Origin of the sequence: Streptomyces sp. NBC_00536, from assembly GCF_036346295.1 — a bacterium.
Classification (GTDB): Bacteria; Actinomycetota; Actinomycetes; order Streptomycetales; family Streptomycetaceae; genus Streptomyces.
This window is the reverse complement of record NZ_CP107819.1, coordinates 7,638,259-7,662,353: the sequence shown is the minus strand read 5'-3', so window position 1 is coordinate 7,662,353 and position 24,095 is coordinate 7,638,259. Positions and strand designations below refer to the sequence as shown.

General features: G+C 73.2%; 26 protein-coding genes. 15 read left to right on the top strand and 11 right to left on the bottom strand.

Annotated elements, in window-relative coordinates; all coding sequences use genetic code 11:
• Window positions 1-66 precede the first annotated feature (66 nt).
• Window positions 67-270, top strand: coding sequence for a hypothetical protein (locus OHS33_RS32785; RefSeq protein WP_330334042.1), 204 nt, complete (start codon window positions 67-69; stop codon window positions 268-270).
• A gap of 14 nt (window positions 271-284) precedes the next feature.
• On the opposite strand, the gene OHS33_RS32780 is transcribed toward OHS33_RS32785, so the two are convergent.
• Window positions 285-875, bottom strand: coding sequence for a cysteine hydrolase family protein (locus OHS33_RS32780; RefSeq protein WP_330334041.1), 591 nt, complete (start codon window positions 873-875; stop codon window positions 285-287).
• Window positions 876-946: 71 nt separating this feature from the next.
• Between OHS33_RS32780 and OHS33_RS32775 the strand changes: the two genes are divergently transcribed.
• Entirely contained in the window at window positions 947-1,963 is a 1,017-nt protein-coding gene (locus tag OHS33_RS32775) for a GlxA family transcriptional regulator (protein WP_330334040.1), read from the top strand.
• A 32-nt stretch (window positions 1,964-1,995) separates the two neighbouring features.
• Here OHS33_RS32775 and OHS33_RS32770 read toward each other — a convergent pair whose 3' ends face one another.
• Entirely contained in the window at window positions 1,996-2,439 is a 444-nt protein-coding gene (locus tag OHS33_RS32770) for a MarR family winged helix-turn-helix transcriptional regulator (RefSeq protein ID WP_330335296.1), read from the bottom strand.
• Between the two features lie 194 nt (window positions 2,440-2,633).
• On the opposite strand from OHS33_RS32770, the gene OHS33_RS32765 reads away from it, so the two are divergent.
• Complete coding sequence (locus OHS33_RS32765; protein WP_330334039.1) at window positions 2,634-4,154, top strand: MFS transporter; 1,521 nt, start codon at window positions 2,634-2,636, stop codon at window positions 4,152-4,154.
• 6 nt (window positions 4,155-4,160) lie between these two features.
• Here the strand turns inward: OHS33_RS32765 and OHS33_RS32760 are convergent, their stop codons facing one another.
• Window positions 4,161-4,805, bottom strand: a complete 645-nt coding sequence (locus OHS33_RS32760) for a HutD/Ves family protein (protein ID WP_330334038.1) — start codon at window positions 4,803-4,805, stop codon at window positions 4,161-4,163.
• A 93-nt stretch (window positions 4,806-4,898) separates the two neighbouring features.
• Entirely contained in the window at window positions 4,899-6,653 is a 1,755-nt protein-coding gene (locus tag OHS33_RS32755; protein WP_330334037.1) for a glycosyl hydrolase family 18 protein, read from the bottom strand.
• Between the two features lie 305 nt (window positions 6,654-6,958).
• Between OHS33_RS32755 and OHS33_RS32750 the strand changes: the two genes are divergently transcribed.
• From OHS33_RS32750 to OHS33_RS32720, 7 genes are all read left to right on the top strand, one after another.
• The gene (locus OHS33_RS32750; protein WP_330334036.1) at window positions 6,959-7,948 is read left to right on the top strand and encodes an ATP-grasp domain-containing protein; all 990 of its coding nucleotides are present in this window, start codon (window positions 6,959-6,961) and stop codon (window positions 7,946-7,948) included.
• Window positions 7,945-8,805, top strand: coding sequence for an ATP-grasp domain-containing protein (locus OHS33_RS32745; RefSeq protein ID WP_330334035.1), 861 nt, complete (start codon window positions 7,945-7,947; stop codon window positions 8,803-8,805). Before OHS33_RS32750 ends, OHS33_RS32745 begins: the two co-directional genes overlap by 4 nt.
• A gap of 93 nt (window positions 8,806-8,898) precedes the next feature.
• Window positions 8,899-9,636, top strand: a complete 738-nt coding sequence (locus OHS33_RS32740; protein WP_330335295.1) for an SAM-dependent methyltransferase — start codon at window positions 8,899-8,901, stop codon at window positions 9,634-9,636.
• Window positions 9,637-9,679: 43 nt separating this feature from the next.
• The gene (locus OHS33_RS32735) at window positions 9,680-10,045 is read left to right on the top strand and encodes a DUF6204 family protein (RefSeq protein ID WP_330334034.1); all 366 of its coding nucleotides are present in this window, start codon (window positions 9,680-9,682) and stop codon (window positions 10,043-10,045) included.
• Between the two features lie 59 nt (window positions 10,046-10,104).
• Entirely contained in the window at window positions 10,105-10,470 is a 366-nt protein-coding gene (locus tag OHS33_RS32730) for a YbjQ family protein (protein ID WP_330334033.1), read from the top strand.
• A 185-nt stretch (window positions 10,471-10,655) separates the two neighbouring features.
• Window positions 10,656-11,765: a 2-trimethylaminoethylphosphonate dioxygenase gene (gene tmpA / locus OHS33_RS32725; RefSeq protein WP_330334032.1), complete on the top strand. Its 1,110-nt coding sequence runs from the start codon at window positions 10,656-10,658 to the stop codon at window positions 11,763-11,765.
• Complete coding sequence (locus OHS33_RS32720) at window positions 11,762-12,316, top strand: phosphonate degradation HD-domain oxygenase (protein ID WP_330334031.1); 555 nt, start codon at window positions 11,762-11,764, stop codon at window positions 12,314-12,316. Before tmpA ends, OHS33_RS32720 begins: the two co-directional genes overlap by 4 nt.
• Before the next feature lie 21 nt (window positions 12,317-12,337).
• On the opposite strand, the gene OHS33_RS32715 is transcribed toward OHS33_RS32720, so the two are convergent.
• From OHS33_RS32715 to OHS33_RS32685, 7 genes are all read right to left on the bottom strand, one after another.
• A complete protein-coding gene (locus OHS33_RS32715) occupies window positions 12,338-13,090 on the bottom strand; it encodes a GntR family transcriptional regulator (RefSeq protein WP_330334030.1) in 753 nt (250 codons plus the stop codon).
• 58 nt (window positions 13,091-13,148) lie between these two features.
• Window positions 13,149-13,790, bottom strand: a complete 642-nt coding sequence (locus tag OHS33_RS32710) for an HAD family hydrolase (RefSeq protein WP_330334029.1) — start codon at window positions 13,788-13,790, stop codon at window positions 13,149-13,151.
• Entirely contained in the window at window positions 13,787-14,890 is a 1,104-nt protein-coding gene (locus tag OHS33_RS32705; RefSeq protein WP_330334028.1) for an ABC transporter ATP-binding protein, read from the bottom strand. The genes OHS33_RS32710 and OHS33_RS32705 overlap by 4 nt, the downstream gene beginning before the upstream one ends.
• Complete coding sequence (locus OHS33_RS32700; protein ID WP_330334027.1) at window positions 14,890-15,777, bottom strand: ABC transporter permease; 888 nt, start codon at window positions 15,775-15,777, stop codon at window positions 14,890-14,892. The genes OHS33_RS32705 and OHS33_RS32700 overlap by 1 nt, the downstream gene beginning before the upstream one ends.
• Window positions 15,765-16,760 carry an ABC transporter permease gene (locus tag OHS33_RS32695; RefSeq protein WP_330334026.1) on the bottom strand — a complete coding sequence of 332 codons (996 nt, stop codon included), beginning with the start codon at window positions 16,758-16,760 and terminating at the stop codon, window positions 15,765-15,767. The genes OHS33_RS32700 and OHS33_RS32695 overlap by 13 nt, the downstream gene beginning before the upstream one ends.
• Window positions 16,761-16,767: 7 nt before the next feature.
• Window positions 16,768-17,925, bottom strand: coding sequence for an ABC transporter substrate-binding protein (locus OHS33_RS32690; protein WP_330334025.1), 1,158 nt, complete (start codon window positions 17,923-17,925; stop codon window positions 16,768-16,770).
• A gap of 120 nt (window positions 17,926-18,045) precedes the next feature.
• Window positions 18,046-19,596 (bottom strand): vWA domain-containing protein, encoded by a 1,551-nt coding sequence (locus OHS33_RS32685; protein ID WP_330334024.1) that lies wholly within the window; start codon window positions 19,594-19,596, stop codon window positions 18,046-18,048.
• Window positions 19,597-19,993: 397 nt separating this feature from the next.
• On the opposite strand from OHS33_RS32685, the gene OHS33_RS32680 reads away from it, so the two are divergent.
• From OHS33_RS32680 to OHS33_RS32660, 5 genes are read left to right on the top strand one after another with little or no spacing between them, the layout of a single operon-like run.
• Window positions 19,994-20,299 (top strand): urease subunit gamma, encoded by a 306-nt coding sequence (locus OHS33_RS32680; RefSeq protein ID WP_330334023.1) that lies wholly within the window; start codon window positions 19,994-19,996, stop codon window positions 20,297-20,299.
• Between the two features lie 2 nt (window positions 20,300-20,301).
• On the top strand, window positions 20,302-21,135 hold the full coding sequence (locus OHS33_RS32675) for a sirohydrochlorin chelatase (RefSeq protein WP_330334022.1): 834 nt from the start codon (window positions 20,302-20,304) through the stop codon (window positions 21,133-21,135).
• Between the two features lie 14 nt (window positions 21,136-21,149).
• Window positions 21,150-21,629, top strand: a complete 480-nt coding sequence (locus OHS33_RS32670) for an urease subunit beta (protein WP_330334021.1) — start codon at window positions 21,150-21,152, stop codon at window positions 21,627-21,629.
• The gene (ureC, locus tag OHS33_RS32665; RefSeq protein ID WP_330334020.1) at window positions 21,629-23,353 is read left to right on the top strand and encodes an urease subunit alpha; all 1,725 of its coding nucleotides are present in this window, start codon (window positions 21,629-21,631) and stop codon (window positions 23,351-23,353) included. The genes OHS33_RS32670 and ureC overlap by 1 nt, the downstream gene beginning before the upstream one ends.
• Window positions 23,350-24,078 (top strand): urease accessory protein UreF, encoded by a 729-nt coding sequence (locus OHS33_RS32660; protein ID WP_330334019.1) that lies wholly within the window; start codon window positions 23,350-23,352, stop codon window positions 24,076-24,078. Before ureC ends, OHS33_RS32660 begins: the two co-directional genes overlap by 4 nt.
• The last annotated feature ends 17 nt before the right edge of the window (window positions 24,079-24,095 follow it).

Sequence of the window (24,095 nt, the reverse complement as noted above, 5' to 3'; positions counted from 1 at the left end):
GACAGGGCTTCCCGGAAAGTGAGCCGCACAGCCCGTCCAGAAGCCCGTCCAGAGGGAGAATCCGCCGTGTCAGAACACCTCGCCGTCATCCTGCTCGCCGCCTCGAACGTCATCCTGGTCGCCGTCCTGGCCGCCCTCGTCGCCGGGTGTCTGGCCCGGCGCGCTGGTGCCGGTTACCCCGCCGCCGTCACGCGTGCGGCGGTCGCCTTCGTCACCACGCTCACCCTCGCCTCCCTGATCACCTCGACACTCACCCCGTTGGTCGGCTGATGGCCGGCCGACCGTCAGCAGGCCGCCAGGACCGCCTCGGTGGTGACCACCTTCGCGAACCGCATCCGGTGCAGGACGGCCGAGGTGGCGCGGGCGAGGTCCTCGGCGGGGATGGTGTCCCCGTCGGGTCCCGCCATGTCGAAGGTGTGCATCGCGTCGGCCGGGAAGACGGCGTCGTAGCCGAGGTTTCCCGCCATGCGGGCGGTGGTCTCGTTGCAGACGTTGGTCATGATGCCGATGATCACCACCTGCTTCGCGCCCCGCTCCGAGAGCCAGGCGTGCAGGTCGGGGGTGCCGTAGAAGGCGCTGTTGACCGTCTTGGTGATGTACAGGTCGGCCCGGACGGCGGCGACCTCGGGCTTCAGCTCGTACCCCGGCGTGCCCGGCTGGAGCGGGCCGCCGGTACTCGCGTGCTGGACCACGACGACGGGGCGTCCGGTGGACTGCCAGGCGTCGGTGAGGGCGGTCATGTTCTTCTCGGCGCCCGGGTTGTCCCGGCGCCCCCAGAAGGTGTGGTCCTCGAAGCCCCGCTGTACGTCGATCACGATCAGGACGGCGTCGGGGTCGAGGGAGAGGGGGGCGTCGAATGCGCTGGTGTTGGTCATGGCTCCATCGTGGTGCGGGCCGGCCGGGGCCCGTGAGCGGGCGGACCGCCGGTGATCGATAGATTCCTGCCATGTCCGCCGCGCCCGTTGCTCCCGCCCCCGTCCGCATCCCCGAGCCCGAAGCCGTGCCCGCCCTCCGGGCGCCGCGGACCGTCGGCTGCCTGCTCTTCGACGGGGTCCGGGCCTTCGACTACGCCGTCATCGGTGAGGTGTGGAGCCGCCTGGCGGGTGTCGAGCTGCGCGTGTGCGGGCCGTCCGCGGCCCGGGTCCGGCTCGGCGGCGGCCTGGAGCGGGTGCCCGATCACGGTCTGGACGCGCTGCTGGAGTGCGACCTGATCCTGGTTCCCGGGGTGGAGGAGCCGCTCGCCGCCCGCGATCCGGCCGTGCTGGAGGTGCTGCGCGCCGCGCACGGCCGGGGGGTCGCGCTGGCGTCGCTGTGCGCGGGTGCGTTCGTACTGGCCGAGGCGGGCCTGCTGGAGGGCCGTACCGTCACCACCCACTGGTCGCTCACGGGGCGGCTGGCCGCGCGGTACCCGGGCGTCGACGTCCGGCCGGAGGTGCTGTTCACCGGGGACGGGGAGATCTGGACCTCGGCCGGGGTGGCGGCGGGCATCGACCTCTGTCTGCACCTGGTGCGCGCGGCGCACGGGCAGCGGGCCGCGGCGGCGGTCGCGCGGGCGATGGTCACCGCGCCGTTCCGGCCGGGGGGCCAGGCCCAGTTCATCCCGTCTCCGGTCCCGCCGGAGCCGGACGCCGGGCGGGACGATCCGCTCGCCGGGGCGCGGGCGGTGGTACTGGGCGCCCTCGGGGACCCATGGACGGTCCGGCGGATGGCCGACGCGGCCCTGATGTCCGAGCGCACCTTCGCGCGCCGGTTCGCCGAGGCCTGCGGTACGACGCCGCTGCGCTGGCTGCTGGAGCAGCGGGTACTGGCGGCCCAGCAGCTGCTGGAGGAGACGGACCTGCCGGTCGAGGAGGTCGCGACGCGCTGCGGGTTCGGTTCGGCGGTCTCGCTGCGGCCCGCCTTCGTACGGCGGCTGGGGCTGTCCCCGCGCGCCTACCGGCAGACCTTCCGCGGAACGGCGTAACCCGCCGCGACCGGTGGAAGGCGGCCGCGCCGTCAGAGCGCCTTGCTCTCCATCGTCGGGCGCAGCCGCTCCAGCAGGGCGTGGAGCGTCGCGCTCTCCTCCTCGTCGAGGGTGTCGAGCGCGCCGTGCGTGGCCTGCATCTCCTCGCGCACGCGCCGGATGATCTCGCGGCCCGCGTCGGTGGCCACGACGTTCTTGACGCGGCGGTCGGCGGGGTCCGCCTCGCGCCGGACCAGCCCGCGGGCTTCGAGCCGGTCGACGATCCCGGTGACGTTGGATGCGTCACACACCAGCAGGGTGGCGAGTCCGCGCATCGGGACCGGCGCGTCGAGCTGGGCGAGGGCCTTGGCCTGGGTGGAGGTGAGGCCGTGCCGGGCCGCCGCCGCCGCGAAGTCCCGCCACTGGGCGGTGGCGATCGCCGCGAGCAGTTCCAGCAGCCGGAGCTTGGCGGGCGTGTGCGGGGTGGTGGCGCTCATGCCGGGAGTCATGTCTGGAGTGACGCTCATGCCTGGAGTGTACGCGGAGTGCTTGAGGTCATCAATCATTTACTTGACGTCCTTAACTATCGAGGTTTAACGTCATCCTCCTGACCAGTTGCTTGAGGCACTCAAACATCCGCGGTCTGAAGCGAACCTGAGCATTACGAAGCCATGAGAAGGTCCTGCCAGCCATGAGCACCCCCGCATCCGCCCCCGCCGCCGCCGGGCACAGGAACGAGACGGTCATCGTCTTCGCCCTGAGCCTCGCCGCCATGGTCGTGTCGATGATGCAGACCCTGCCCGTCCCGATCCTGGGTCTGATCCGGACCGATCTCGGTACCTCCACCGCCAACGTCAGCTGGGTGACCACCGCCACCCTGCTCTCCGCCGCGGTCTTCACCCCGCTTCTCGGCCGCTTCGGCGACCAGCACGGCAAGAAGCCGACCCTGATCGCCGTCCTCGGCGTGATGGTCGCCGGATCCGTCATCGCCGCGCTGGCGACCTCGCTCCCGCTGCTGATCCTGGGCCGGGTCCTCCAGGGCGCCGCCACGGCGATCTTCCCGCTGGCGCTGTCGGTGCTGCGCGAGGAGGTCCGCCCGCAGAAGCTTCCCGGTGCGATGGCCCTGGTCAGCGGCACGCTCGCGTTCGGCAGCGGGCTCGCTCTCGTGGCCACCGGCCTGCTCACCTCCGGCAAGGACGCGGACTACCGCAACGCCTTCTGGATGGCGACCGGCTTCGCCGTCCTCGCCCTGCTCGCGGTCGTCTTCCTCGTCCCGGCCACCCGCCACAAGACCGGCGGCCGCACCGACATCCTCGGCGCGCTGACCCTCGGCATCGCGCTGCTGCTGCTCCTGCTGCCGATCTCGCAGGGGCACGAGTGGGGCTGGTCCTCGGGCCGCACGCTGGGCAGCTTCGCGGGCGCCGTGGTCATGTTCGCCGTCTGGGTGTTCACCGAGCTGAAGGTCCGCGAGCCGCTCGTCGACATGCGGATGTTCGTGCACCGTCCGGTGCTGATGGCCAACCTGGCCGGCATCCTCGTCGGCTTCGGCATGTTCGCGAACTTCCTGGGCGTCTCCTACCTCGTGCAGATGCCGAAGGCGCTCACCGGATACGGCTTCGACGCGTCCATCCTGCGCGCGTCCGTCCAGTTCCTGCTGCCCGGCGCGATCGTCTCGCTGCTCGCCTCCCCCGTCGGCGGCCAGCTGGTCCGCCACCGCGGACCGCGGATCGCGCTCGCCGTGGCCGCCGGGCTCGGCGCCGTGGGCTTCGGCTGGCTGGCCCTGGACCACGAGCACACCTTCTCGGTGATCGGCGCGGGCGTCGTCGTCGGCGCGGCCGTCAGCTTCGGCTACGCGGCCATGCCCGCCGTCATCATGGCGAGCGTCCCGCACCACCAGAGCGGCATCGCCAACGGCATCAACTCGATCTCCCGCTCCACCGGCAGCGCGATCGGCAGCGCCATCGTCACCACGATCCTGGCGTCGAAGACGATCGAGCACCTGCCCGCCGGAGTTCCGCCGCTGCCCGCCGAATCGGGCTTCACCCTGACCTTCGGCATCGGGGCCGTCGCCTTCGCGCTGGTCGCGGTGATCAGCTGGCTGGGTCTGCGCGGCGGCCACGGACCGCGCGTGGAGGCCGGTTCGGTCGAAACGAGCGCGCCGCTGCTGAAGAGCGTGCCGTCGAAGGCGCCCGAGAGCGCCGACGCCGTCTGACCCGTACTACCCCGCCGGTGTGAACCGGACCACCGCCGCGCGGCCTTCCGCGCCCAGGTGCAGGACGCCCTGCTCGCCGCCCGTCGCGAGCAGGGCGTCGTACGTTCCCAGCCCGACGCGGTCGGTGTGCGCGCCCTCGACGGACACCGGCCCCGCCAGGGAGACCACGAGCAGCGCGCCACCGCCCGGCGGGGCGGTCAGGGCGAGGTCGCCCCGTACGACGGCGACCTCCGCGCGCGTGGTGTCCCGGCGGTACATGACGTTGAAGTTCACGACGGGTCCGGCGAGCAGCCGGCAGCCGGTCGCCGCGTCCCCCGGGAAGCGCTGGGGCGCGTAGCGCTCGTCCACGAGGCGCGGTACTCCGTCCACGGTGAGGTCCATCCCGGCGCCCTCGGCGAGGGTGAGCGTGCGATCGACCCCGGGGAAGACCGAGAAGGGGCCGTCGGCAGCCACCTCCGCGAGGCTGACCCGCCAGCCGAAGTCGCCGGACGCGGAGCCGGGGGCGGTGCCGGATCCGGGGCCCGTACCAGAGCCCGTGCCGGAGCCGCAGGCCCCGGCCGCGATCTGCCGGGTGACTCCCCCGCCGTTCTTCCAGGCCTCGGCGGTCCGGTCGGCGGCGCGCAGGATCCGTACGTCAGGTGCGTTCGTCATGGTGATCAGGATGCCCTGACGGCCGGACCCGACGGCGGCCGCGCCCCCTGTCACCGGGGTCGCGACCGCCGCCGCACCGAGAGGGGGTCCGGTCTATCCGACCGCGAGGTCGTCCCCGTAGACGGATCCCTGGCCGTACCAGCCGTGCAGGTACACGGTGACCGTGCCGGAGGCCCCGGTGGTGAAGGGGACCGACAGCTTGCTCCAGGAAGCGGAGCTGGTCCACGCGCTGCCGCTGGCGCCGCCCCGCACGCCCAGGTAGGCGTAGCTGCCCTGGACCCATCCGCTCAGCGTGTACTTGGTGTTCGGGGTGAGTGTGAGGGTCTGCGTGCATTCCCCCGTCTGACCGGCGGTCGGCGCGGTCTTCAGCGCGTACGAGCCCCCGTGCGCCGGGGTCGCCACCACCGCGCCCCCGCTCTCACAGGTCCACGGGGCGAGCGCCCCGCTCTCGAAGCCGCCGTTGACCAGGGCGCCGCTGCCGCCGCCCGGGCCGGAGACGGTGAGGGTGAAGGTCGCGGAGTGGGTGAGCTGTCCCGCCGTCCCGGTCACGGTGACCGGGTAGGTGCCCGGCGCCGCCGAGGCCGCGGCGGTGACGGTGAGCTGCGCCGAGCCGCCCGCCGTGACCGTGCCGGGGCTGAGCGTGGCGGTGACCCCGGCCGGGGCTCCGGAGGTGGTCAGGGTGAGGGTCTTGGCGCTGCCGGAGGTGACGGCCGTGCTCACCGTGGCCGTGGCGGCCGCGCCGCCGGGTGTCACCGAGGCCGATCCGGGGGCGACGGCGAGGGAGAAGTCGTCGGCCACCGGTCCGCCGCCCCCGGTGAAGGGGGCGAAGGTGTGGGTGAAGTACCAGGGGTCCTGGGCGATGCCCGAGCAGGTGTCGGAGCCGCCGGTGCCGGGGCAGCCGCCGTTGTCGCGCTGCAGGGCCCAGAAGGAGAGGGTGTTGATGCCCTTGCCGACGGCCCAGTTGTAGACGGCGCTCGCGTCGGCGGTGGTGAAGGTCTCGGCGGCGCCGAAGTCGTCGATGCCGGGCATCTCGGTGACGCCGATCATCCCCCACAGCTGGGCGGGGGTCTTGGCCGGGTAGAGGGTGGCGAGCTGGTTGTAGAGGCCGGTGGCGGCGGTCTGGGTGTCGGCCGCCATGTTGTGGCTCGCGTTGTCGTAGTAGTCGAAGGTCATCAGGTTCACGACGTCGACCTGCGCGCCCGCGGTCTTGGCGCTCTTGAGGACGGCCAGTCCGCTGCTCGCGAGGCCGCCGGTGGTGGTGGGCAGGGTGTAGGAGATCTGCAGCGGGCGGCCGCTCGCCGCGGCCCAGTCCTGGACCTTCTTGATGGCCTGGTTGCGGCGGTCGATGCCGGCCTTGTTGGTCAGCGAGTTGTCCTCGATGTCCATGTCGAGGCGCGCCATGTCGTAGGTGGTGATCACCTTCTCGTAGGCGGCGGCGATCGAGTCCACGCTGCTGCAGCTGTCGGCGATCTCGGTGCCGCCGTTGTCGGCCGCGTACCCGCCGAAGGAGGGGATGACGTCACCGCCGCGCGAGCGGATGGTCGCGAAGTCGGCGCCGAAGACGGCGGAGGAGACCGGCTGGGCGGTCGAGCCGTTCCAGTAGGGGGTGCACGATCCCTTGGCCTCGGTCTGGACGAACGCCATGGTGAGGTACTTCGCGCCGGACTTCTGGGCGAGGTCGGCGGGGCTGTCGTTCGAGTACGCCTCGAAGTACGGGGCGAAGACGTGCGCGGGCAGCGGGGTCGCGGCGGCGTGCGCGGCGGAGTCGGCCGCGAGGACGAGGCCGGCGGAGGCGGTGACCGTGCAGAGGGCGGCCAGTAAGGCGTGCAGGGGCCTGGGGCGTCTCATCGTTGCTCCCGGTGGGGCGTGAGCGTGCGGATGGGCGGACGCCCCATGATTGGTCTGGACCAACCCTCGGTCAAGGGTCCAGACCACTTCATTCCCAAGGGTTTGCCGATCCGGCCAAGTCGGCGCCGCTCATCGCCCGTTGACGGGCGGACCGGGACGCGGGGGTCCGTACCGGGACGGGGTCCGCACCCCCCGGGAGCCGGGAACAGCACACCGATGCCGGGCTCGTGGCGGTTCATGACATCCTATGACGTCACAACTCGCCGGGCCGGACCGGTCGATGTCCGGGCAGACAGGGAAGGTCGATGAGGCTCTGCTTTCTGGTGGAGGAGCAGTACCGCCATGACGGCATGCCGAACGAGGTGATCGGGCAGCTCACCGCGTGGGGCCACCACGTGGACGTGGTGCGGCCCGGCGGTTCCCTCCTGCGCATGACCGAGGCGGTCCGCACCGGTACCCACGACGCCTGGGTGCTCAAGACCGTCTCCGGCGGCCCCGGACTCACCCTGCTCGAAGCCGCCGCGGGGGCCGGGATGACCACGGTCAACGACGCCCGCGCGATCCGCGGCGTCCGGGACAAGGCGCTCGCCGCCGCCCTGGGCAGCAGCCGCGGCCTGCCGCTGCCCCCGACGTACGCGGTGGCCCGCCCCGAACTCCTGCTGGAGATACCGGACGCGGAGTACCCGCTGGTCGTCAAGCCCGCCGACGGCAGCTCCGGCCGGGCCGTGTACCTGGTGTCCTCACCGGACCGGCTGGCCGCGATGCTCCCGGAACTGGCGGGCGAGGGCATGCTGATCGCGCAGCCGTACGTACCCAACGCGGGCACCGACATCAAGGTGTACAGCGTCTGCGGCGAGCTGTACGCGACCGAGCGCCGCTCGCCGCTGCACCCGGACCACTCGGTACGGGAGCGGCGCGTCCCGCTGTCCGCCGAAGTGGCCGCGATAGCCGGGCAGGTGGGCGCGGTGTACGGGCTCGACCTGTACGGGGTCGACGTGATCCTCGGCCCCGACGGCCCGGTGGTGGTCGACGTGAACGACTTCCCGAGCTTCCGCCAGGTGCCGGACGCGGCGGCGCGGGTGGCCCGGGCGGTGCTCGGGCTGGCCCGGGCCGGAGCGCCGGGCTCCGCGGGCGCGGGCACGGGCCTGCGGTCCCCCTCGATCCCGGCGCAGGTGGGCGCGGCGGGGGCGTCGTCGGTGGCGGGCGCCTCGTCGGCGAACGGGGCGGGCGCGCCGTCGGCGAGGAGCGCACCCGCTTCCGTCCCCACGGCCGTGCCGGCGGGCGAGGCGCTGTGAGGATCGGCCTGATCACCCCCGAGCCCGGCCATCCCCTGCTGGCGGGCGCCACCGCGCTGCTCTCCCCCCGGCACCGGGTCGAGGCGCTGGACCCGGGCACCGCGACGGAACTCCCGGGACCGCCCGCCGATGTGTACCTGCTCAAGTCCCGTACGCCGCGGGCCCTCGCCCTGGCCCGGGAAGCGGAGGCGCTCGGGGCCCCGGTGATCAACTCGGCGGCGGCCACCGCCCTGTGCCAGGACCGTACGGCGATGGCGGAGCTGGCCCGCGGGGCCGGACTGCCCTTCGCCGCCACCCGCGCGCACGCCTCCCTCGCCGCGCTGGCCGCGGGCCCGCCGCTGCCGGGACCGGTCGTGGTCAAGAGCCGGCACAGCCGCCGCGGCGATCTGGTGGCCCGGGTCGACGACGGCGCGCGGCTGAGCGCGCTGGCCCGCCAGTGGGCCGGGGAACCGGTCGTGGTGCAGGAGTTCGCGCCCAACAGCGGCTGGGACCACAAGCTGTGGGCGATCGGCGACCGGGTCTTCGCGGCGCTGCGCCGGTCCGAGCTGTCGCCCGGCGGGCGCGGCCCCACCGTGCCGCTGGCGCTCGACGACCTGCCGCCGGGCTGGGCCGATCTGGTCCGCGCGGTCGGCGAGGTCTTCGCCCTGGACGTGTACGGCGTGGACATCATCGCCGCCGGTGCCGACGGCGGCGGCGACGGCGACGGCGACGGCGAGCGGGCGGGGACCGGCGGGGAACCGCTGATCGTGGACATCAACGCCTTCCCCGGCATCCGGGGCCAGGCCGGGGCGCCCGAGGCGCTGGCGGCGCTGGCCCTGCACCGCGCGCAGGCTCTCGGCCGCACGAGCCCGCGATGAAACGGTTCCGCGAGGAAACGCGCCCCGACCTAACGGATCATGAAAAATTCGGGTGCGGATGCGCGGGCCGGATGTGAGGGTGCGGCCATGACCATGAACCGTGAACAGATCTCCCGCATCGCCCACACCCGCCACCCGATCAAGTCCCCGCTCGACGACGCGTCGGTGCAGCGGTTGCTGGAGCACGGCGTCGCCCACGGCCAAGCGCGCCTGCTCGATCTCGGCTGCGGCACGGCGGAATGGCTGCTGCGCGCGCTCTCGGCCCATCCCGAGGTACGGGCCGAGGGCGTCGACGTGTCCACCGAGGCCCTGGAACAGGCCTCCGAGGCGGCGCGTGCGCGCGGGGTGCAGGACCGGCTGGTCCTGCACCAGCAGGAGGCCGCGGCCTTCACCGCGCCGCACACCTTCGACCTGATCCTGAACGTGGGGTCCAGCCACGCCTTCGGCGGGCTGCTGCCCACCCTGGACGCGGCGGCGGCCCACCTGGCGCCCGGCGGACGGGTGCTGATCGGTGACGCCTTCTGGGAGCGCGAGCCGTCCCCGGAGGCCGTGGAGATGCTCGGCGAATACGGCGACCTGGCGACCACCCTGGACCAGATCACCGCCGCGGGCTGGACTCCGGTGCACGCGCACGTCAGCACCCGCCAGGAGCTCGACGCCTACGAATGGGCCCTCTGGGGCACGCTGGCCGACTGGGCGCTGGACCACCCGGAGGACCCGGACAGCGCCCAGGCCCTGGAGACGGCCGCCGAACGCCGCTCCGAGTGGCTGCACACCTATCGGGACAGCTTCGGTTTCCTGTCCCTGGTGCTGCGCCGTACGGCCGGGTGAAAACGTGGTGCGGCCGCCCGGAGCCCCGGCCTAGAGTCGGGGGATGAGCACTCGCACCTTCCGCATCACCGTCCGCGGGGCCTTCGACGGGCTCACCCCTGAGCAGCACGCCGAGCTGGCCGCCCGCGCGCCGGAGCACGACGTCCTGCGGGCGGAGTTCACCACCGAGGGCCATCTGAGCTACGACATCGGCTCCCGGCCGTTCTTCACCTTCCGCTTCCTGGACTCGGGCGAGAAGGAGGAGGACATCCTCGACGCGGGCGCGCGGGCGGAGCTGGCCGCCGAGGCCTGGCTGACGGAGCACGGGTACGGCTTCAAGAACCTCAAGTCCCAGTCCCAGGACCTGTCCCTCGCTCCGCTCGGCAAGCGCGGGCGGCGGGCGGCGGCAGCCGCTCTGGCGACGGACTGACCCACGGCCCCGTCGCGCGCCGGGATGCGGGTGGCGGGGTGCGGCGGGAGAGTGGCCGCATGGGAATCGATGATTACGGCGGCGGCACCGGACCTCAGTCCGCGGTGCTCGTCGTCACGACGAACGACGTTCCGGGCTATCGCGTCCAGCAGGTGATCGGCGAGGTCTTCGGGCTCACCGTCCGCTCGCGCCACCTCGGCAGCCAGATCGGCGCGGGCCTCAAGTCGATGATCGGCGGCGAGCTTAAGGGCCTGACCAAGACCCTGGTGCAGACCCGCAACCAGGCCATGGAACGGCTCATCGAGCAGGCGCAGGCCCGCGGCGCGAACGCGGTACTGATGATGCGGTTCGACGTGACGGACGCCGCCGACGTCGGAACCGAGGTGTGCGCCTACGGGACGGCCGTCGTCATCGCCCCCCAATAGGCGGACCGGCAGCAGGCGGACCGGCAGCAAGCGGGCCGGCAGTAAGCGGACCGTCCACCCCGTCGCCACCTCTTCGTCATGCGCGGATGCCACCCTGCCCGTGGGTCGAAGTTGTACATACAACTTTGACCCACGCGGGCGAGAGCACCGCGAAGACGACGAGAGACACGACGACGGGAGCCGTGATGACGGCAACGACGACGATCCCCCACCCACCCGCCTTCTGGCTGCGCGACAACTGCCCCTGCACCGACTGCCGCGACCCGCGCAACGGACAGAAGCTGTTCCAGATCACCGACCTCCCGGCCGGCCTGGCGATCGGCTCCGCCCGGGAGGCCCGCACGCCGCTCGGCGAGCCCGCCCGCGAGATCGTCTGGGCACCGGACGGCCACCGCTCGCTGTACCCGCTGGCCTGGCTGGACGCGCACGCACCCGAGCGGGAGGCCCCGCACCCCGGCGACGGGCGGACGGAGGCCGACAAGGAGCTGTGGGCCGCCGCCGACCTGCGGGGCCGGTTGCCGCAGGCCCACTGGGCCGCGTACAGCACGGACGACGCGGTACGGATCCACGCCCTGGACGGCGTCCGGCGGCTCGGCTTCGTGCTGCTCCGTGACGTCCCCCTCCGCGACCGCCAGGTCCTGGACGTGGCCCGGACCTTCGGTTTCGTCCGCGAGACGAACTACGGCGAGCTGTTCGAGGTGCGGGTCGAGGCCGATCCCAACAACCTGGCCTTCACCGGGGCCCGGATCACCCCGCACACCGACAATCCCTACCGCGACCCGGTACCCACCCTCCAGCTCCTGCACTGCCTCGCCAACGAGGCGAGCGGCGGGGACTCCGGGCTGGTCGACGGGTTCCACGCGGCCGCCCTGCTGCGCGCCGAGGACCCGGCCGCCTTCGAGGTCCTGACCCGGACCCCGGTCGAGTTCGTCTTCGCCGACGCGCGCACCGAACTGCGCGCCCAGCGGCCGCTGATCGAGACCGACGCCCTCGGCCGGATCCGCGAGGTCCGCTTCAACAACCGCTCGACCGGGACCCTGCACCACCCGGCCGAGGTCCTCGACGCGTTCTACCGCGCCTACCGGAGCTTCGCCGCGCTGCTGCTGCGCCCGGAGCTGCAACTGGACTTCCGGCTCACGCCCGGCGACTGCCTCGTCTTCGACAACACCCGGCTGCTGCACGCCCGGACGGCCTTCGCCGAGTCCGGTGCGCGCCACCTCCAGGGGACCTACGCCGACCTCGACGGCCTCGCCTCCACCCTCGCCGTCCTGCGCCGCGAGGGGGGCGCGCGATGAACCCGCTCGACGAACTGGCCACGCTCTTCGAGGGCGAGGGCAGCGCCGAGTACCTGGGCGAGGCCGTCACCCAGGCCGGGCACATGCTCCAGGCGGGCGCGCTCGCCGAAGCCGCCGGGGCGCCCGCGCCGCTGATCGCCGCCGCGCTGCTGCACGATGTCGGGCACTTCCAAGGGGCGGTCACCGGACGGGATCTGATGGAGGGTCACCAGGACAACCGGCACAGCCACACCGGGGCGGACTGGCTCGGGCAGTGGTTCGGGCCCGAGGTCACCGAGCCGGTGCGGCTGCACGTGGCCGCCAAACGCTACCTGTGCACCGTCGAACCGGGTTACTTCGCCCTGCTCTCGGAGGCCTCCGTGCACACCCTGCGGATGCAGGGCGGCCCGATGCCCGCGGAGCAGGCCCGCGCCTTCGAGGCGTTGCCGGGGGCGGCCGACGCGGTCGCCGTGCGCCGCTGGGACGAGCGGGCCAAGGATCCGGACATGCCCACCCCCGGGTTCGGCCACTTCCGGCCGCTGCTGGCGTCCCTGCTGGTCCAGCGCGCCTGACCGCCGGCGCCTCGCCCCCGATCAGGGGGCGAGGCTGCGGCCGAGGGCGCTGGCCGCCGTCGTGTGCACCGTGAAGGCCACCGTCCCCGGCAGGTAGCGGTCCTGCGACCACTCCATCGGGGTGCCCGCCGGGTCGGTGGAGCGCCGCCGCTCGCGCAGCAGCGCTTCCCCGGCCCGGCAGCCGAGCAGTTCGGCGTCGTCCGCGTCCGCCGCCACGAGGTCGATGGTGTGGTGGGCGTCCATGAACAGCACGCCGTGCAGGGCGAGTTCCTCGGAGTACGAGACGGTGTCCCGCGGCATGCCCGCGACCAGGGCGCCGACGGCCTCCGGGTAGGTCGTGCGTTCCACCATCACCGGGGCCCCGGCCAGCGTCCGCAGCCGCCGCACCCGGTAGACCGTGTCCCCGGGGCCGATCCGCAGGTGTTCGGCCTCTTCGGCGTCGGCCGCCACCCGGTCCACCGCGACCGTCCGGCCCCCCGGTTCACGGCCGAGCGAGCGTGCCCACCGGGTGAAGCTGCGCAGTTCCGCGGAGCCCGCGTCGCCGGGCGCGGCCAGGACCACCCGGCGGGTGCCCCGGCGCGAGGTGATGAGGCCGTCGGTGCGCAGCGCGGCGAGCGCCTGGCGGACCGTACCCCTGGACACGCCGTGACGGCGGGCGAGTTCGTCCTCCGCGGGCAGTCTGGCCCCGGATCCGTATTCGCCCGCCGTGATGGCGGTCCGCAGGTCGGCGGCGACGCGGAGGTACAACGGGGTTTTGCGGGGTGCCTGGTTCACGGATCAAGCTTGCCATGTGTGCGCGTGCGCACCGCGGTTGGAGTGCGCCCGGCGCCGCTCACGCGCACAGCGCGCGCAGCAGCGCGGGGTCCGCGTCCGCGAGCGAGCCGAGCAGGGTCAACCCGGGTGCGGGGGCCAGCGGTTCGGTGGAGGGGACCCCGAGCACGCGGCAGCCCGCGGCGAGCGCGGAGGTCACGCCGGTGGCGCTGTCCTCGACGGCGACGCAGCGGTCCGGTGCGGCGCCGAGCGCGAGGGCGGCCGCCAGGTACGGGTCCGGCTCGGGCTTGGTCCGTACGGTGTCCTCCGCGCCGAACAGCGCGTCGAAGCGGTGCCCGTCCAGGGTCCCCGCGACCTGGTGGACCACGGCGCGCGGCGAGGCCGACACCAGGGCGGTGGGGACGGATTCGGCGCGCAGCGCGGCGAGCAGCCGCAGCGCACCGGGGCGCGGGACGGTGCCGGCGGCGAGCCGCGCGGCGAAGCCGTCCCCGAGTTCGGCGGCGAGGTCCGGCTCCCGCGCGTCCAGGTACCGGGCCAGCAGCGCGGCGGCGTCCTCGACGGAGCGCCCGGTCACCGCGGTGCGGCGGGCGGGGTCCAGGGCGCGCCCCCGGCGTGCGGCGGCGGCCTCGACCACCTCCAGCCACACGCCCTCGGTGTCGACCAGGGTGCCGTCCATGTCGAAGAGGACCGCCTGCAGGCTCATGCCGGGCCGTCCTGGACGTCCTGGACGTCGGGGACGGCGAGCAGCACGGGGCGCGGCTGCGGGCGTACGGTGACGCGCGCGCCGGGCAGCAGGGCGGCCGCGGCGTGCGTGGGGACGTCGGCCTTCAGCTCGGTCCCCGCGTCCGCGCCGTCGGTCAGCTCGATGCGGACCCGTACGGTCGGGCCGTGGAAGGCGGTGGCGAGGACGCGGCCGGGGCCGTCGTCCTGGGCGGTGACCTCCAGGCTCTCGGGGCGCAGCAGCGCCTCGACGGGGCCGGGCGCGGGCGCCGGTCCGTCGACGGGCAGCCGGACGCCGAGCACTTCGACGGTCCCGTCGGCGGCGGCCCGTGCGGGGACGCGGTTCATGGCGCCGATGAAGCCGGCGACGAATCCGGTGGCGGGGCGGGCGTACAACTCGGTGGGGGTGGCGCACTGTTCGAGGCGGCCGCCGCGCATGACCGCGACCCGGTCGGCCATCGAGAGGGCCTCTTCCTGGTCGTGGGTGACGAAGACGGTGGTGATGCCCAGCTCCAGCTGGAGGCGGCGGATCTCCTCGCGCAGCGTCACCCGGACCTGGGCGTCGAGAGCGGAGAGCGGCTCGTCGAGGAGCAGCAGCCGGGGCTGGAGGGCGAGGGCGCGGGCCAGGGCGACGCGCTGCTGCTGGCCGCCGGAGAGCTGGTGCGGGTAGCGGTCGCCGTGGCCGGGCAGGCCGACCAGTTCGAGGAGTTCGGCGGCGCGGGTGCGCCGTTCGGCGGCGGGCGCCTTGCGCATCCGCAGGCCGAACCCGACGTTGTCGGCGGCGTTCAGGTGCGGGAAGAGGCTGTACGACTGGAACACCATCGCGGTGTCACGGCGGTTGGCCGGGACCGGCACGATGTCCTTGCCGTCGAGCAGAACCTGTCCGGCGTCGGGCCGTTCGAACCCGGCGAGGACGCGCAGGGCGGTGGTCTTGCCGCAGCCCGACGGGCCGAGGAGGGCGAGGAGTTCACCCGGGGCCACGTCCAGGTCGAGCCCGTCGAGGGCCACGGCCGAGCCGAATTCCCGGCGCAGGCCGCGCAGTTCGAGGCTGGCTCCGGTGCGGGTCGCGGTCATCGCGTTCATCAGGGGGTGACTCCTACGGATACGGACTTCGTGCGGGAGGTGCGGTGGTGGCGTTTGCGGCCGGCCACCGTCAGGGCGAGCAGCAGGATCCAGGTCAGCAACAGGCTCAGCAGGGACACGGCGACGGACAGCCGGGCGTCGGAGCCGGAGGCCTGGACAACCCACACGGTGAACGGTTCGAAGCCGAGCAGCTGGGCGACGGTGAACTCGCCCAGGACCAGGGCCAGCGCGAGGAAGGACGCGTTGAGGAGCGCGCCGCGCAGGTTGGGCAGGACGGCGAGGACCAGCGCGCGGGGCCAGGACGCCCCGAGGTCACGGGCCGCCTCCACGAGGGTCCGTACGTCCACCGCGCGCAGTCCGGCGTCGAGCGCGCGGTAGACGAACGGCAGGGCCATCACGGCGTAGGCCAGGACCAGGATCAGCGGGAAGGAGGGGTTCTGGACGGCCACGAAGGTCTGGTAGAGCGGGGTCGCGGCGAGCTGCTCGGGGCCCCAGCGCAGGACGGTGCTGATCCCGGCGGTCAGCGCGACCGGCGGCACCACGAGCGGCAGGGTGCAGACGACTTCCAGGACGGAGCGCAGCCGGGGCGCCCCGAGCCGGACCGCGACGGCGGCCGGGACGGTGACCAGCAGCACCAGGGCCACGGTCGCCGCGGCCAGGCCGAGGGAGAGGGTCAGGGCGGTGAGGAAGCCCTCGGCGTGCACGATCCGGGTGTAGGCGGAGAGGGTCCAGCCCTGGCCCGGGATGTCGAGCGTGAAGACCGCCGAGGCCAGCAGCGGGACGAGGAAGTACGTCGCGGCCAGCAGCAGGACGACCGTGCGGCCGGGCCGCAGCCTTCCCCGGACCCGGACCGCCGGGATGAGGGTCGCCGGGTTCAGGCGAGCCATCGGGTGCTCCTTCGCTGGAGGGGCAGGTGGACGGCCATCACGAGCACCGCGACCAGCACCATGTCCAGGCTGAGCGCGAGCGCCACGTTCTCCTGGCCGATCAGGACGTTCCCGGAGAGGGCGTCGGCGATCTGCATGGTGACGAGGGGGACGGAGCTGCCGACCATGGCGGCGGCGGTGGCGTAGGCGGCGAAGGCGCTGCCGAAGAGCAGGACGAACCCGCCGAGGAGGGTGGGCAGCAGGACGGGGATCCCGATGTGCCGCCAGTAGTCCCAGGTGGAGGCGCCGCAGTCCTGGGCGGCCTCGCGCCACTGGGGGCGCAGCCCGTCGAGGGCGGGGGCCACGGTGAGGACCATCAGCGGGACCAGGAAGTAGAGGTAGGTCAGCGACAGGCCCCAGAAGCCGTAGAGGGACCAGCCGTGGGCGCCGAGGCCGAGGCCCGTGGTGAGGACGCCCGCGTTGCCGAGGGTGGCGACGAAGGCGAAGGCCAGCGGGACGCCGCCGAAGTTGGCGAGCACCCCGGACGCGGTCAGTACGGCCTCGCGCAGCGCGCGGCTGCGGGAGCTGACGACGGCCTGCGCGACGAGGAGCCCGAGGAGGGCGCCCGCGGCGGCGGTGAGCGCGGACAGTTTCACGCTGCCGATGAGGGCGGTGCGGTAGGCGCCGTCGACGGAGCGGGTGAGGTTGTCCATGCCGTAGGCGGTGGTGCCGGCGACCGGGTCCTTGACGCTGAAGGCGCCGAAGACCATGGCCAGGGCCGGGAGGCCGAAGGCGAGGCCGACCAGGAGCAGCAGCGGGACGGCGGCGAGCCAGGCGCCGGGGCGGCGCCGGGGTCCGCGGCCGGGCCGGGATCCGGGGCGGGCGGCGGGGCCGGCCTCGGGGCGCGGCCGCGGCAGGGCGGACCGCGCGGGGGCGGGGGCGGGGGCCGCCGCCGCGCCGGGCACGGGGCCCGGCGTGGCGGCGGTCGAGGCGTGGGGGGTCATCTGCGCGTCAGCCGGCGATGGCCTTGGCCCAGCCGCCGGCCAGGGTTTCCTTGGCCTTGGCGGTCTGCTCCTGGCTCGGGAACCTGGGGCTGCCGGTGACCGGGGGCAGGGCGGCGGCAGCGGTCTTGTCGAGGGTGCCGTCGGCCTCCATGACGGGCATCAGCACCGGGCGGGCGTGGCCCTTGAGCCACAGGTTCTGGCCCTCGGCGCTGTACAGGTACTCCTGCCACAGGCGGGCGGCCGCCGGGTGCGGGGCGTCCTTGTTGATCGCCTGGGAGTAGTACTGGGCGAACTGGCCGTCGGCGGGGACGGCGACCTTCCAGTCGATGCCCTTGGGCTTGAACTGCTCGGCGTACCCGGCGTTCAGGTAGTCCCAGTCGATGCTGATGGGCGTCTCGCCCTTCTCGACGGTGGCTGGGGTGGACTCGACGGGGTTGTAGTTCCCGTTCTGCTTCAGCTTGCCGAAGAAGTCGAGGCCGGGCTGGATGTTGTCGAAGGAGCCACCGCTCGCGAGGGAGGCGGCGAAGACGCCCGCGTAGGCGGAGCCGGACTTGGTGGGGTTGCCGTTGAGGGCGACCTGGCCCTTGTACTCGGGCTTGAGGAGGTCCGCGAAGGTCTGCGGGCAGACCTTGACGCGCTTGGCGTCGCAGCCGATGGAGACGTAGCCGCCGTAGTCGTTGAACCAGCGGGCCTGCGGGTCGCGCTGGCCCTCGGGGATCTTGTCGAAGGCGGTGACCTTGTACGGGGCGAGCAGGTTCTCGGCGGCCGCGGACTGGGCGAAGGCCGCGCCGAGGTCGAGGACGTCCGGGGCGCGGTCCTGGCCCTTGCGGGACTTCACCGCGTTGACCTCGTCCGAGCTGGAACCGTCCGGGTTCTCCACCTTGACCTGGATCGCGTACTTCTTGGTGAAGCCGTCGATCAGGGCGCCGTAGTTCGCCCAGTCGCGCGGGATGGCGATGGCGTTGAGCGTGCCTTCCTTCTTGGCGGCGGCGACCAGCGCGTCCATACCGCCGAAGTCGGCGGCGGAGGCCGCGGTGGCGGCGTTCTTGCCGTCCTTGGTCGTGGCGGCCGCCTTGTCGGGGGCGGCGCCACAGGCCGAGAGGGCCAGGGTGGAGAGGACGAGACCGGCGGCGAGGGCGACGGTCCGGGTGTGAGCGGTGATCACGTGGGGGCTCCAAGTTGTATGGACAACTGAGCCCATTACTGGAGTCCCGGATGTCGCCCCGGTGAATGGAAGACGGCATCCTGACAGCACTTGGCGGTCGTTTCAGGCCACTGCCTGAAATCACCCCATCAGTCGGGAGGCCTGCCGGACGGTGTCGGCGAGCCCGCGCACGTCCGCGTCCTCCGTCAGGTCCGCCACCGTCGCCGCCCGCTCCGCGAGCCGGTCGAGCGGGAGGGCGCCGGGTACGGGCTCCCAGCCGCCCCCGCGCTCGCGCAGCGCCGAGGCGAAGTACGCGGCCACGGCGGTGACCTGGAAACGGGCGTCGGCCTCGGTCCACGCACGGCCGGTCAGCGCGGCCGCCTCGACGGAGGCCGACTCCTCGTGCGGGGCCCGGGTGGCCGGATCGAGCCAGCGGACGGTGGCCGTCGCCACGTGCCCGGCGGCCCCCGGGCGCGTACGGACGGCGTACAGGGCGGTGACGCTGTGGCCCGGGCCGACCTCGCCGCCGTCCACCGCGTCGTTGCGGAAGTCCTGGTCGGCGACGCGCCGGTTCTCGTAGCCGATCAGCCGGAACGACTCCACGGTCTGCGGGTCGAAGGCGACCTGCGCCTTGGCGTCGCGGGCCCGCAGGTCTATCTGGGCCGGCAGGTCGTCGCAGAAGACCTTGCGCGCCTGCTCGGGGTCGGAGACGTAGACGGTGTGCCCGTCACCGCGGTCGGCGAGGGTCTCCATCAGCCGGTCGCCGTAATCACTGCCTACGCCGACGCCGAACAGGGTGATGCCCTTGTCCTTGCGCGCCTTCTCGACCCGTTCGAGGATCCCGTCGGCCGAGGTGTCACCGGAGTTGGCGAGGCCGTCCGAGAGGACCACGACCCGGTTGGTGGCGCCCTCGCGCAGGCCCTTGACCGCCTCCTCGTAGCCGCGGGTCACCCCGGCCTCGACATTGGTGGAACTGTCGGGCCGCAGACCGGAGATGACCTCGTGGACGTGCTCGCGGTTGCCACCGAGGCGGGTCATCGGGATCCGCGTCTTCGCCTTGTCGCTGAAGGTGACCAGGGCGATCGAGTCGTCGTCGCGCAGCCGGTCGGCCATCAGCTCCATGGAGGTGCGGACCAGGTCCAGGCGCCCCGGCTCGGCCATGGAACCGGAGATGTCGACGACGAAGGTGAGCGCGGCGGGCTTGCGGACCGAGTCCGCGGCGGGGGCCCTGGTGGTGAGCCCGACCCGCATCAGCGACCAGCCGTCCGCGCCGGTCCGGGCGCCGTCGACGGTGACGGAGAAGCCGTTGCCGTCCGGGCTGCGGTAGTCCTGGCGGAAGCTGTTGACGAACTCCTCGGGCCGGACGGTCTCCGGGTCCGGCAGGCGGCCCGAACCGATGGTGCGGCGGGCGAAGCCGTAGCTCGCGGTGTCCACGTCCAGGGCGAAGGTGGAGAGGTAGTCGGCGGGCGGCGCGGTCCGTTTCGCCCCGTCGGTCTCCCCCTCGGCCTGCCCGGGGTCCGGGGTGCGGCCGCCGCCGTCCGGGGCGGCGTGGCGGATGCCCCCCGATGCTCTCTGGTCCGCACTGCGCGAGCCGCTGCCCGCACTGCACCCGGTCAGCAGTACGCCGCCCACCGCGAGCGCGGCGACCGTCCTCATGTATGTCCCCGTGTACGTCCTCACGCGAAGTCTCATGCGGTGCTCCTCCGTTGGCCGGTACTGCTGAATGTGACGCCCCGGCAGGCTTTCCGGACGAGTCGGAGGCGTTGCGAATGCGTCTCGAAGCGACAACGGCAGGCGGAACATCAAGGTCTGGGCTCGGAAGGGCCACGAAGTCCTCACGGAGAACAACCCCTGGCCGCTGCACACATTGAACGAAATCCCTATTTGCGACGCCTTCGATATCTCCGGTCAGGGACGTGAATCACCGGAGCAACACCTGGTCGGATCGAGTTGATTTGTCCGCTCGGCGGATACTGTCGCCACATGAACGGCTCTGGCACGGCTTCTTCGCCGATTTCGGGCAGACCGTCGGAGTACCCGCGATCCCCCGGCGCGCCGGAACCGCACCGCGCCCGAAAGAGAGTGACCGATGAATCTCGCTCCCCGTGAGATGGACAAGCTCTGGATCTACGTCGTCGCCGACCTCGCCCGCAAACGGCGCGACCGCGGCGTCAAGCTCAACTACAGCGAGGCGTGCGCCCTGATCAGCGAGGGCATTCTGGAGGGCGCCCGGGACGGCAAGACCGTCGCGGAGTGCATGGAACTCGGCAAGCAGGTCGTCGCCGCCGCCGAAGTCATGCCCGGGGTCCGGGAGATGCTGCCGCTGCTCCAGGTCGAGGCCGCCTTCGTCGACGGCACCAAACTGGTCTCCTGCCACGACCCCGTCGGGGCCTGAGCGTGACCGCGGCCGTGGACACGGACGAACGGCCCGGACCCGCCGATGTGACACCGCCCGCCTCGGTGGTCCTGGGCGCCGGGCACGAGGGCGGGGCCGCCGTCGGCGGGGTGGCCGCCGGGCGCCCGCTGACCGAGGCGGTCACCGCGGCGCTCGCCGCCTCCACCGCTCCGGTGTGCGTGGTCCCCATGACCCTGGGGCGCGATCCGAAGCTGATCGCCGACTGCGCCCGCGCGCTGCGCTGGCTCGGCCGCGGCGAGGGCGGGGGCGAGGGCCGGGGCCGGCTGGTGCTGGCGCCGCCCTTCGCCACCGCCGACCACCTCACCGCCTGGCTGCGCACGGCGGCGCTGCGGGCGGTGCGCTCCGCTCCGCAGACCTCGGCGGTGCTGGTGACCGCCCCGGCCGCGGGCCCGTTCGAGGACGCCGAGCTCTTCCGGGTGGCCCGGCTGGTACGGCAGTACGGCGCCCACCGCTGGGTCGAGGTCGCCTTCGACGGGGGCGACCCGGACCTCGCCGAGGGGGTGGAGCGGTGCCGCCGCCTCGGGGCCCGCCATGTCGCCCTGGTCCGCGCGGCGTTCGGCTCCGCGGGCGACGTAACCGACGTAACCCGTGCGACCGGTGCGACCGGCGCGCCCGCGGACGTGCTGGACACCGGGCCGCTGCTGGGTGAGGCGGCGATCGCCGAGGTGCTGCGGGCCCGGGTCGCGCACGCCCTGCACCGGCTGGCCCACGGGGACGACGGCACCGGAGCCGGGCTGGACGCGGAACACGGCCACGGCTACGCGCACGCGCACGGCCCGGAAGACGGCGACGGCCACGAACACCCCCACCACTGAAGGGAAGTACCCCCATGTCCGGTGGCGCCACCTACCTCTACGGCGAAGGCACCGTGGAGATCAACGCAGGCCGCCGCAAGGCCACGGTGTCGGTGTCCAACACCGGTGACCGCGCCGTCCAGGTCGGCTCGCACTACCACTTCTTCGAGGCCAACCGGGCCCTGGACTTCGACCGCAACGCCGCCTACGGCATGCACCTCGACCTGCCCGCGGGCACCGCGGTGCGCTTCGAGCCGGGCGACACCCGCGAGGTCGAACTGACCGCCTTCGCCGGCCACGGCCGGCTCATCGGCTTCAGCTCGCTGGTCGACGGCGGGCTCGGCTGCGCCGACACCCGCAACCGCGCGCTGCGCCGGGCCGTCGAACTCGGCTTCCTGGGCGCCCGGATCGAGGAACCCCAGCGGCCCGGGGCCGCCCCCGGCGCCCCGGCCCCCGGAGGCGACGACGGCGGTCACAAGAAGAAGAACAAGGGCCACAAGAAGGGCGAGAACTGATGGCCGTCCTGAGCCGCAAGCAGTACACCGACCTGTTCGGGCCGACCGTCGGCGACCGCTTCCACCTGGCGGACACCAATCTGGTCGTCGAGGTCGAGAAGGACCACAACGAGGGGCACTACGGCGACGAGGCCGTCTACGGCGGCGGCAAGGCCATCCGCGACGGCATGGCCCAGGACCCGCAGGCCACCAACCAGCAGGGCGCCCTCGACCTGGTGATCACCAACGTGGTCGTGATGGACGCGGTGCTCGGTGTGGTCAAAGGGGACCTCGGCGTCAAGGACGGGATGATCGCGGGCCTGGGCAAGGCGGGCAACCCGCACACCCAGTCCGGGGTGCACCCCGAGCTGGTGATCGGCCCCGGCACCGAGGTGATCTCCGGCGAGCACCTGATCGCCACGGCGGGCGGGATCGACACCCACATCCACTTCATCGCCCCGCAGCAGGCCGAGCACGGCCTCTCCAACGGCATCACCACCCTCATCGGCGGTGGCACCGGCCCCTCCGACGGCACCAACGGCACCACCTGCACCCCCGGCCCCTGGAACATCGGCCGGATGTACCAGGCCGTCGAGGACATGCCGGTCAACGTCGGCCTGCTGGGCAAGGGCAACGGTTCGCTGCCCGACGCGCTGATCGAGCAGATCGAGGCGGGCGTCTGCGGGCTGAAGGTGCACGAGGACTGGGGCACCACCCCGGCCGCGCTCAGCAAGGCCCTCGACGTCGCCGACGACCACGACGTCCAGGTCGCGGTGCACACCGACACCCTGAACGAGTCGGGCTTCTTCGAGGACACCCGCTCCGCCATCGACGGCCGCACCGTCCACACCTTCCACACCGAGGGAGCGGGCGGCGGTCACGCCCCGGACATCATGCGCATCGCGGGCGAGCCCAACGTACTGCCCTCCTCCACCAACCCGACGCTGCCCTACACCGTCAACTCGGTGGACGAGCTGCTCGACATGGTGATGGTCTGCCACCACCTGTCGCACGACATCCCCGAGGACGTCTCCTTCGCCGACTCCCGCGTGCGGGCCGAGACGATCGCGGCCGAGACCGTCCTGCACGACGAGGGCGTCATCTCGATCTTCTCCTCCGACTCGCAGGCCATGGGCCGGATCGGCGAGTCCTGGACGCGGGCGTTCCAGACCGCGCACCACTGCAAGGACCAGCGCGGCAAGCTGGCCGGGGACACCGAACGCCACGACAACTTCCGGGTCATGCGCTACCTGGCCAAGATGACCATCAACCCGGCCATCGCCACGGGCACGGCCGAGCACATCGGCTCCCTGGAGGCCGGCAAGCTCGCCGACATCGTCCTGTGGCCGATCCACTCCTTCGCCGCGAAGCCCAAGATGGTCATCAAGGGCGGCCTGATCAACTGGGCGCTGATGGGCGACCCGAACGCCTCGCTGCCGACCCCGCAGCCGGTCTACTACCGGCCCATGTTCGGGGCGTACGGCAAGGCGAAGCAGGCCACCCGGGTCTCCTTCATGTCCCAGGCCGCGATCGCGCTCGGCGTGCCGGAGCGGCTCGGCCTGGACAGCCGGGTGCTCCCGGTGCGGCACTGCCGGACCGTCGGCAAGCAGCACATGCTGCACAATGACGCGCTGCCCGAGATCACCGTCGACCCGGAGACCTACAAGGTCAGCCTGGACGGGGTCCCGGCCACCATCGAGCCGGCCCGCGAACTGCCCCTGAACCACCTGTTCTACCTGGTATGAGCGCCGACCCCACGGCCGACGCCACGGCCGACGGCGGGATCGGTTCCGCGGCCCTGCTGGTCAGCCTCCAGCTGACCGACTCCTCCTTCCCCAGTGGCTTCTACACGCTCTCGCACGGCCTGGAGGGGTACGCCCAGGCCAGGGCCGTGACCCCGGAGGGCGTGCCGGAGCTGCTCGCCGACCTGCTGCGGCACTCGGTGGGGCCCTCCGACGCCACCGCGCTGGCGCTGGCCCACCGGGCCGCGTCGGCGGGCGACTGGGCGGAGCTGGGCGAGGTGGACCGCAGGCTGTACGCGGCCAAGCTCAACGAGGGGCTGCGGCGCGCGGCCACCCGGACCGGACGCCAGCTGCTCGACATCGCCCGCGCGTGCGTGGGCGGCGCGCCCCTCGACCGGTATGCGGAACTCGTCGCCGCCAAACGCGCGCCCGGGACGCAGGCGGTCGCCGCCGGGGTGGCGTACGCCGCGGCGGGCGTCCCGGTGCGGGCGGCCGTGGTCAGCGACCTGTTCGCCTTCTCGGCCAGCTTCACCGGGGCCGCGCTGCGGCTGCGGCTCACCGACCACGTACGGGCCCAGGTCGTGCTCCGCGCCACCGCCCCCGTCATCGAGGAGGTGGCGGAGGCGGCCCTGCTCCGCGAACTCGCCGACCTCGGCGGGTGCGTGCCCCTGGCCGACGTGATGTCGGCCCGGCACGAGCGGGCCGAGGCCCGCCTCTTCGCCACCTGATCCCTCTCCCCGCCTCC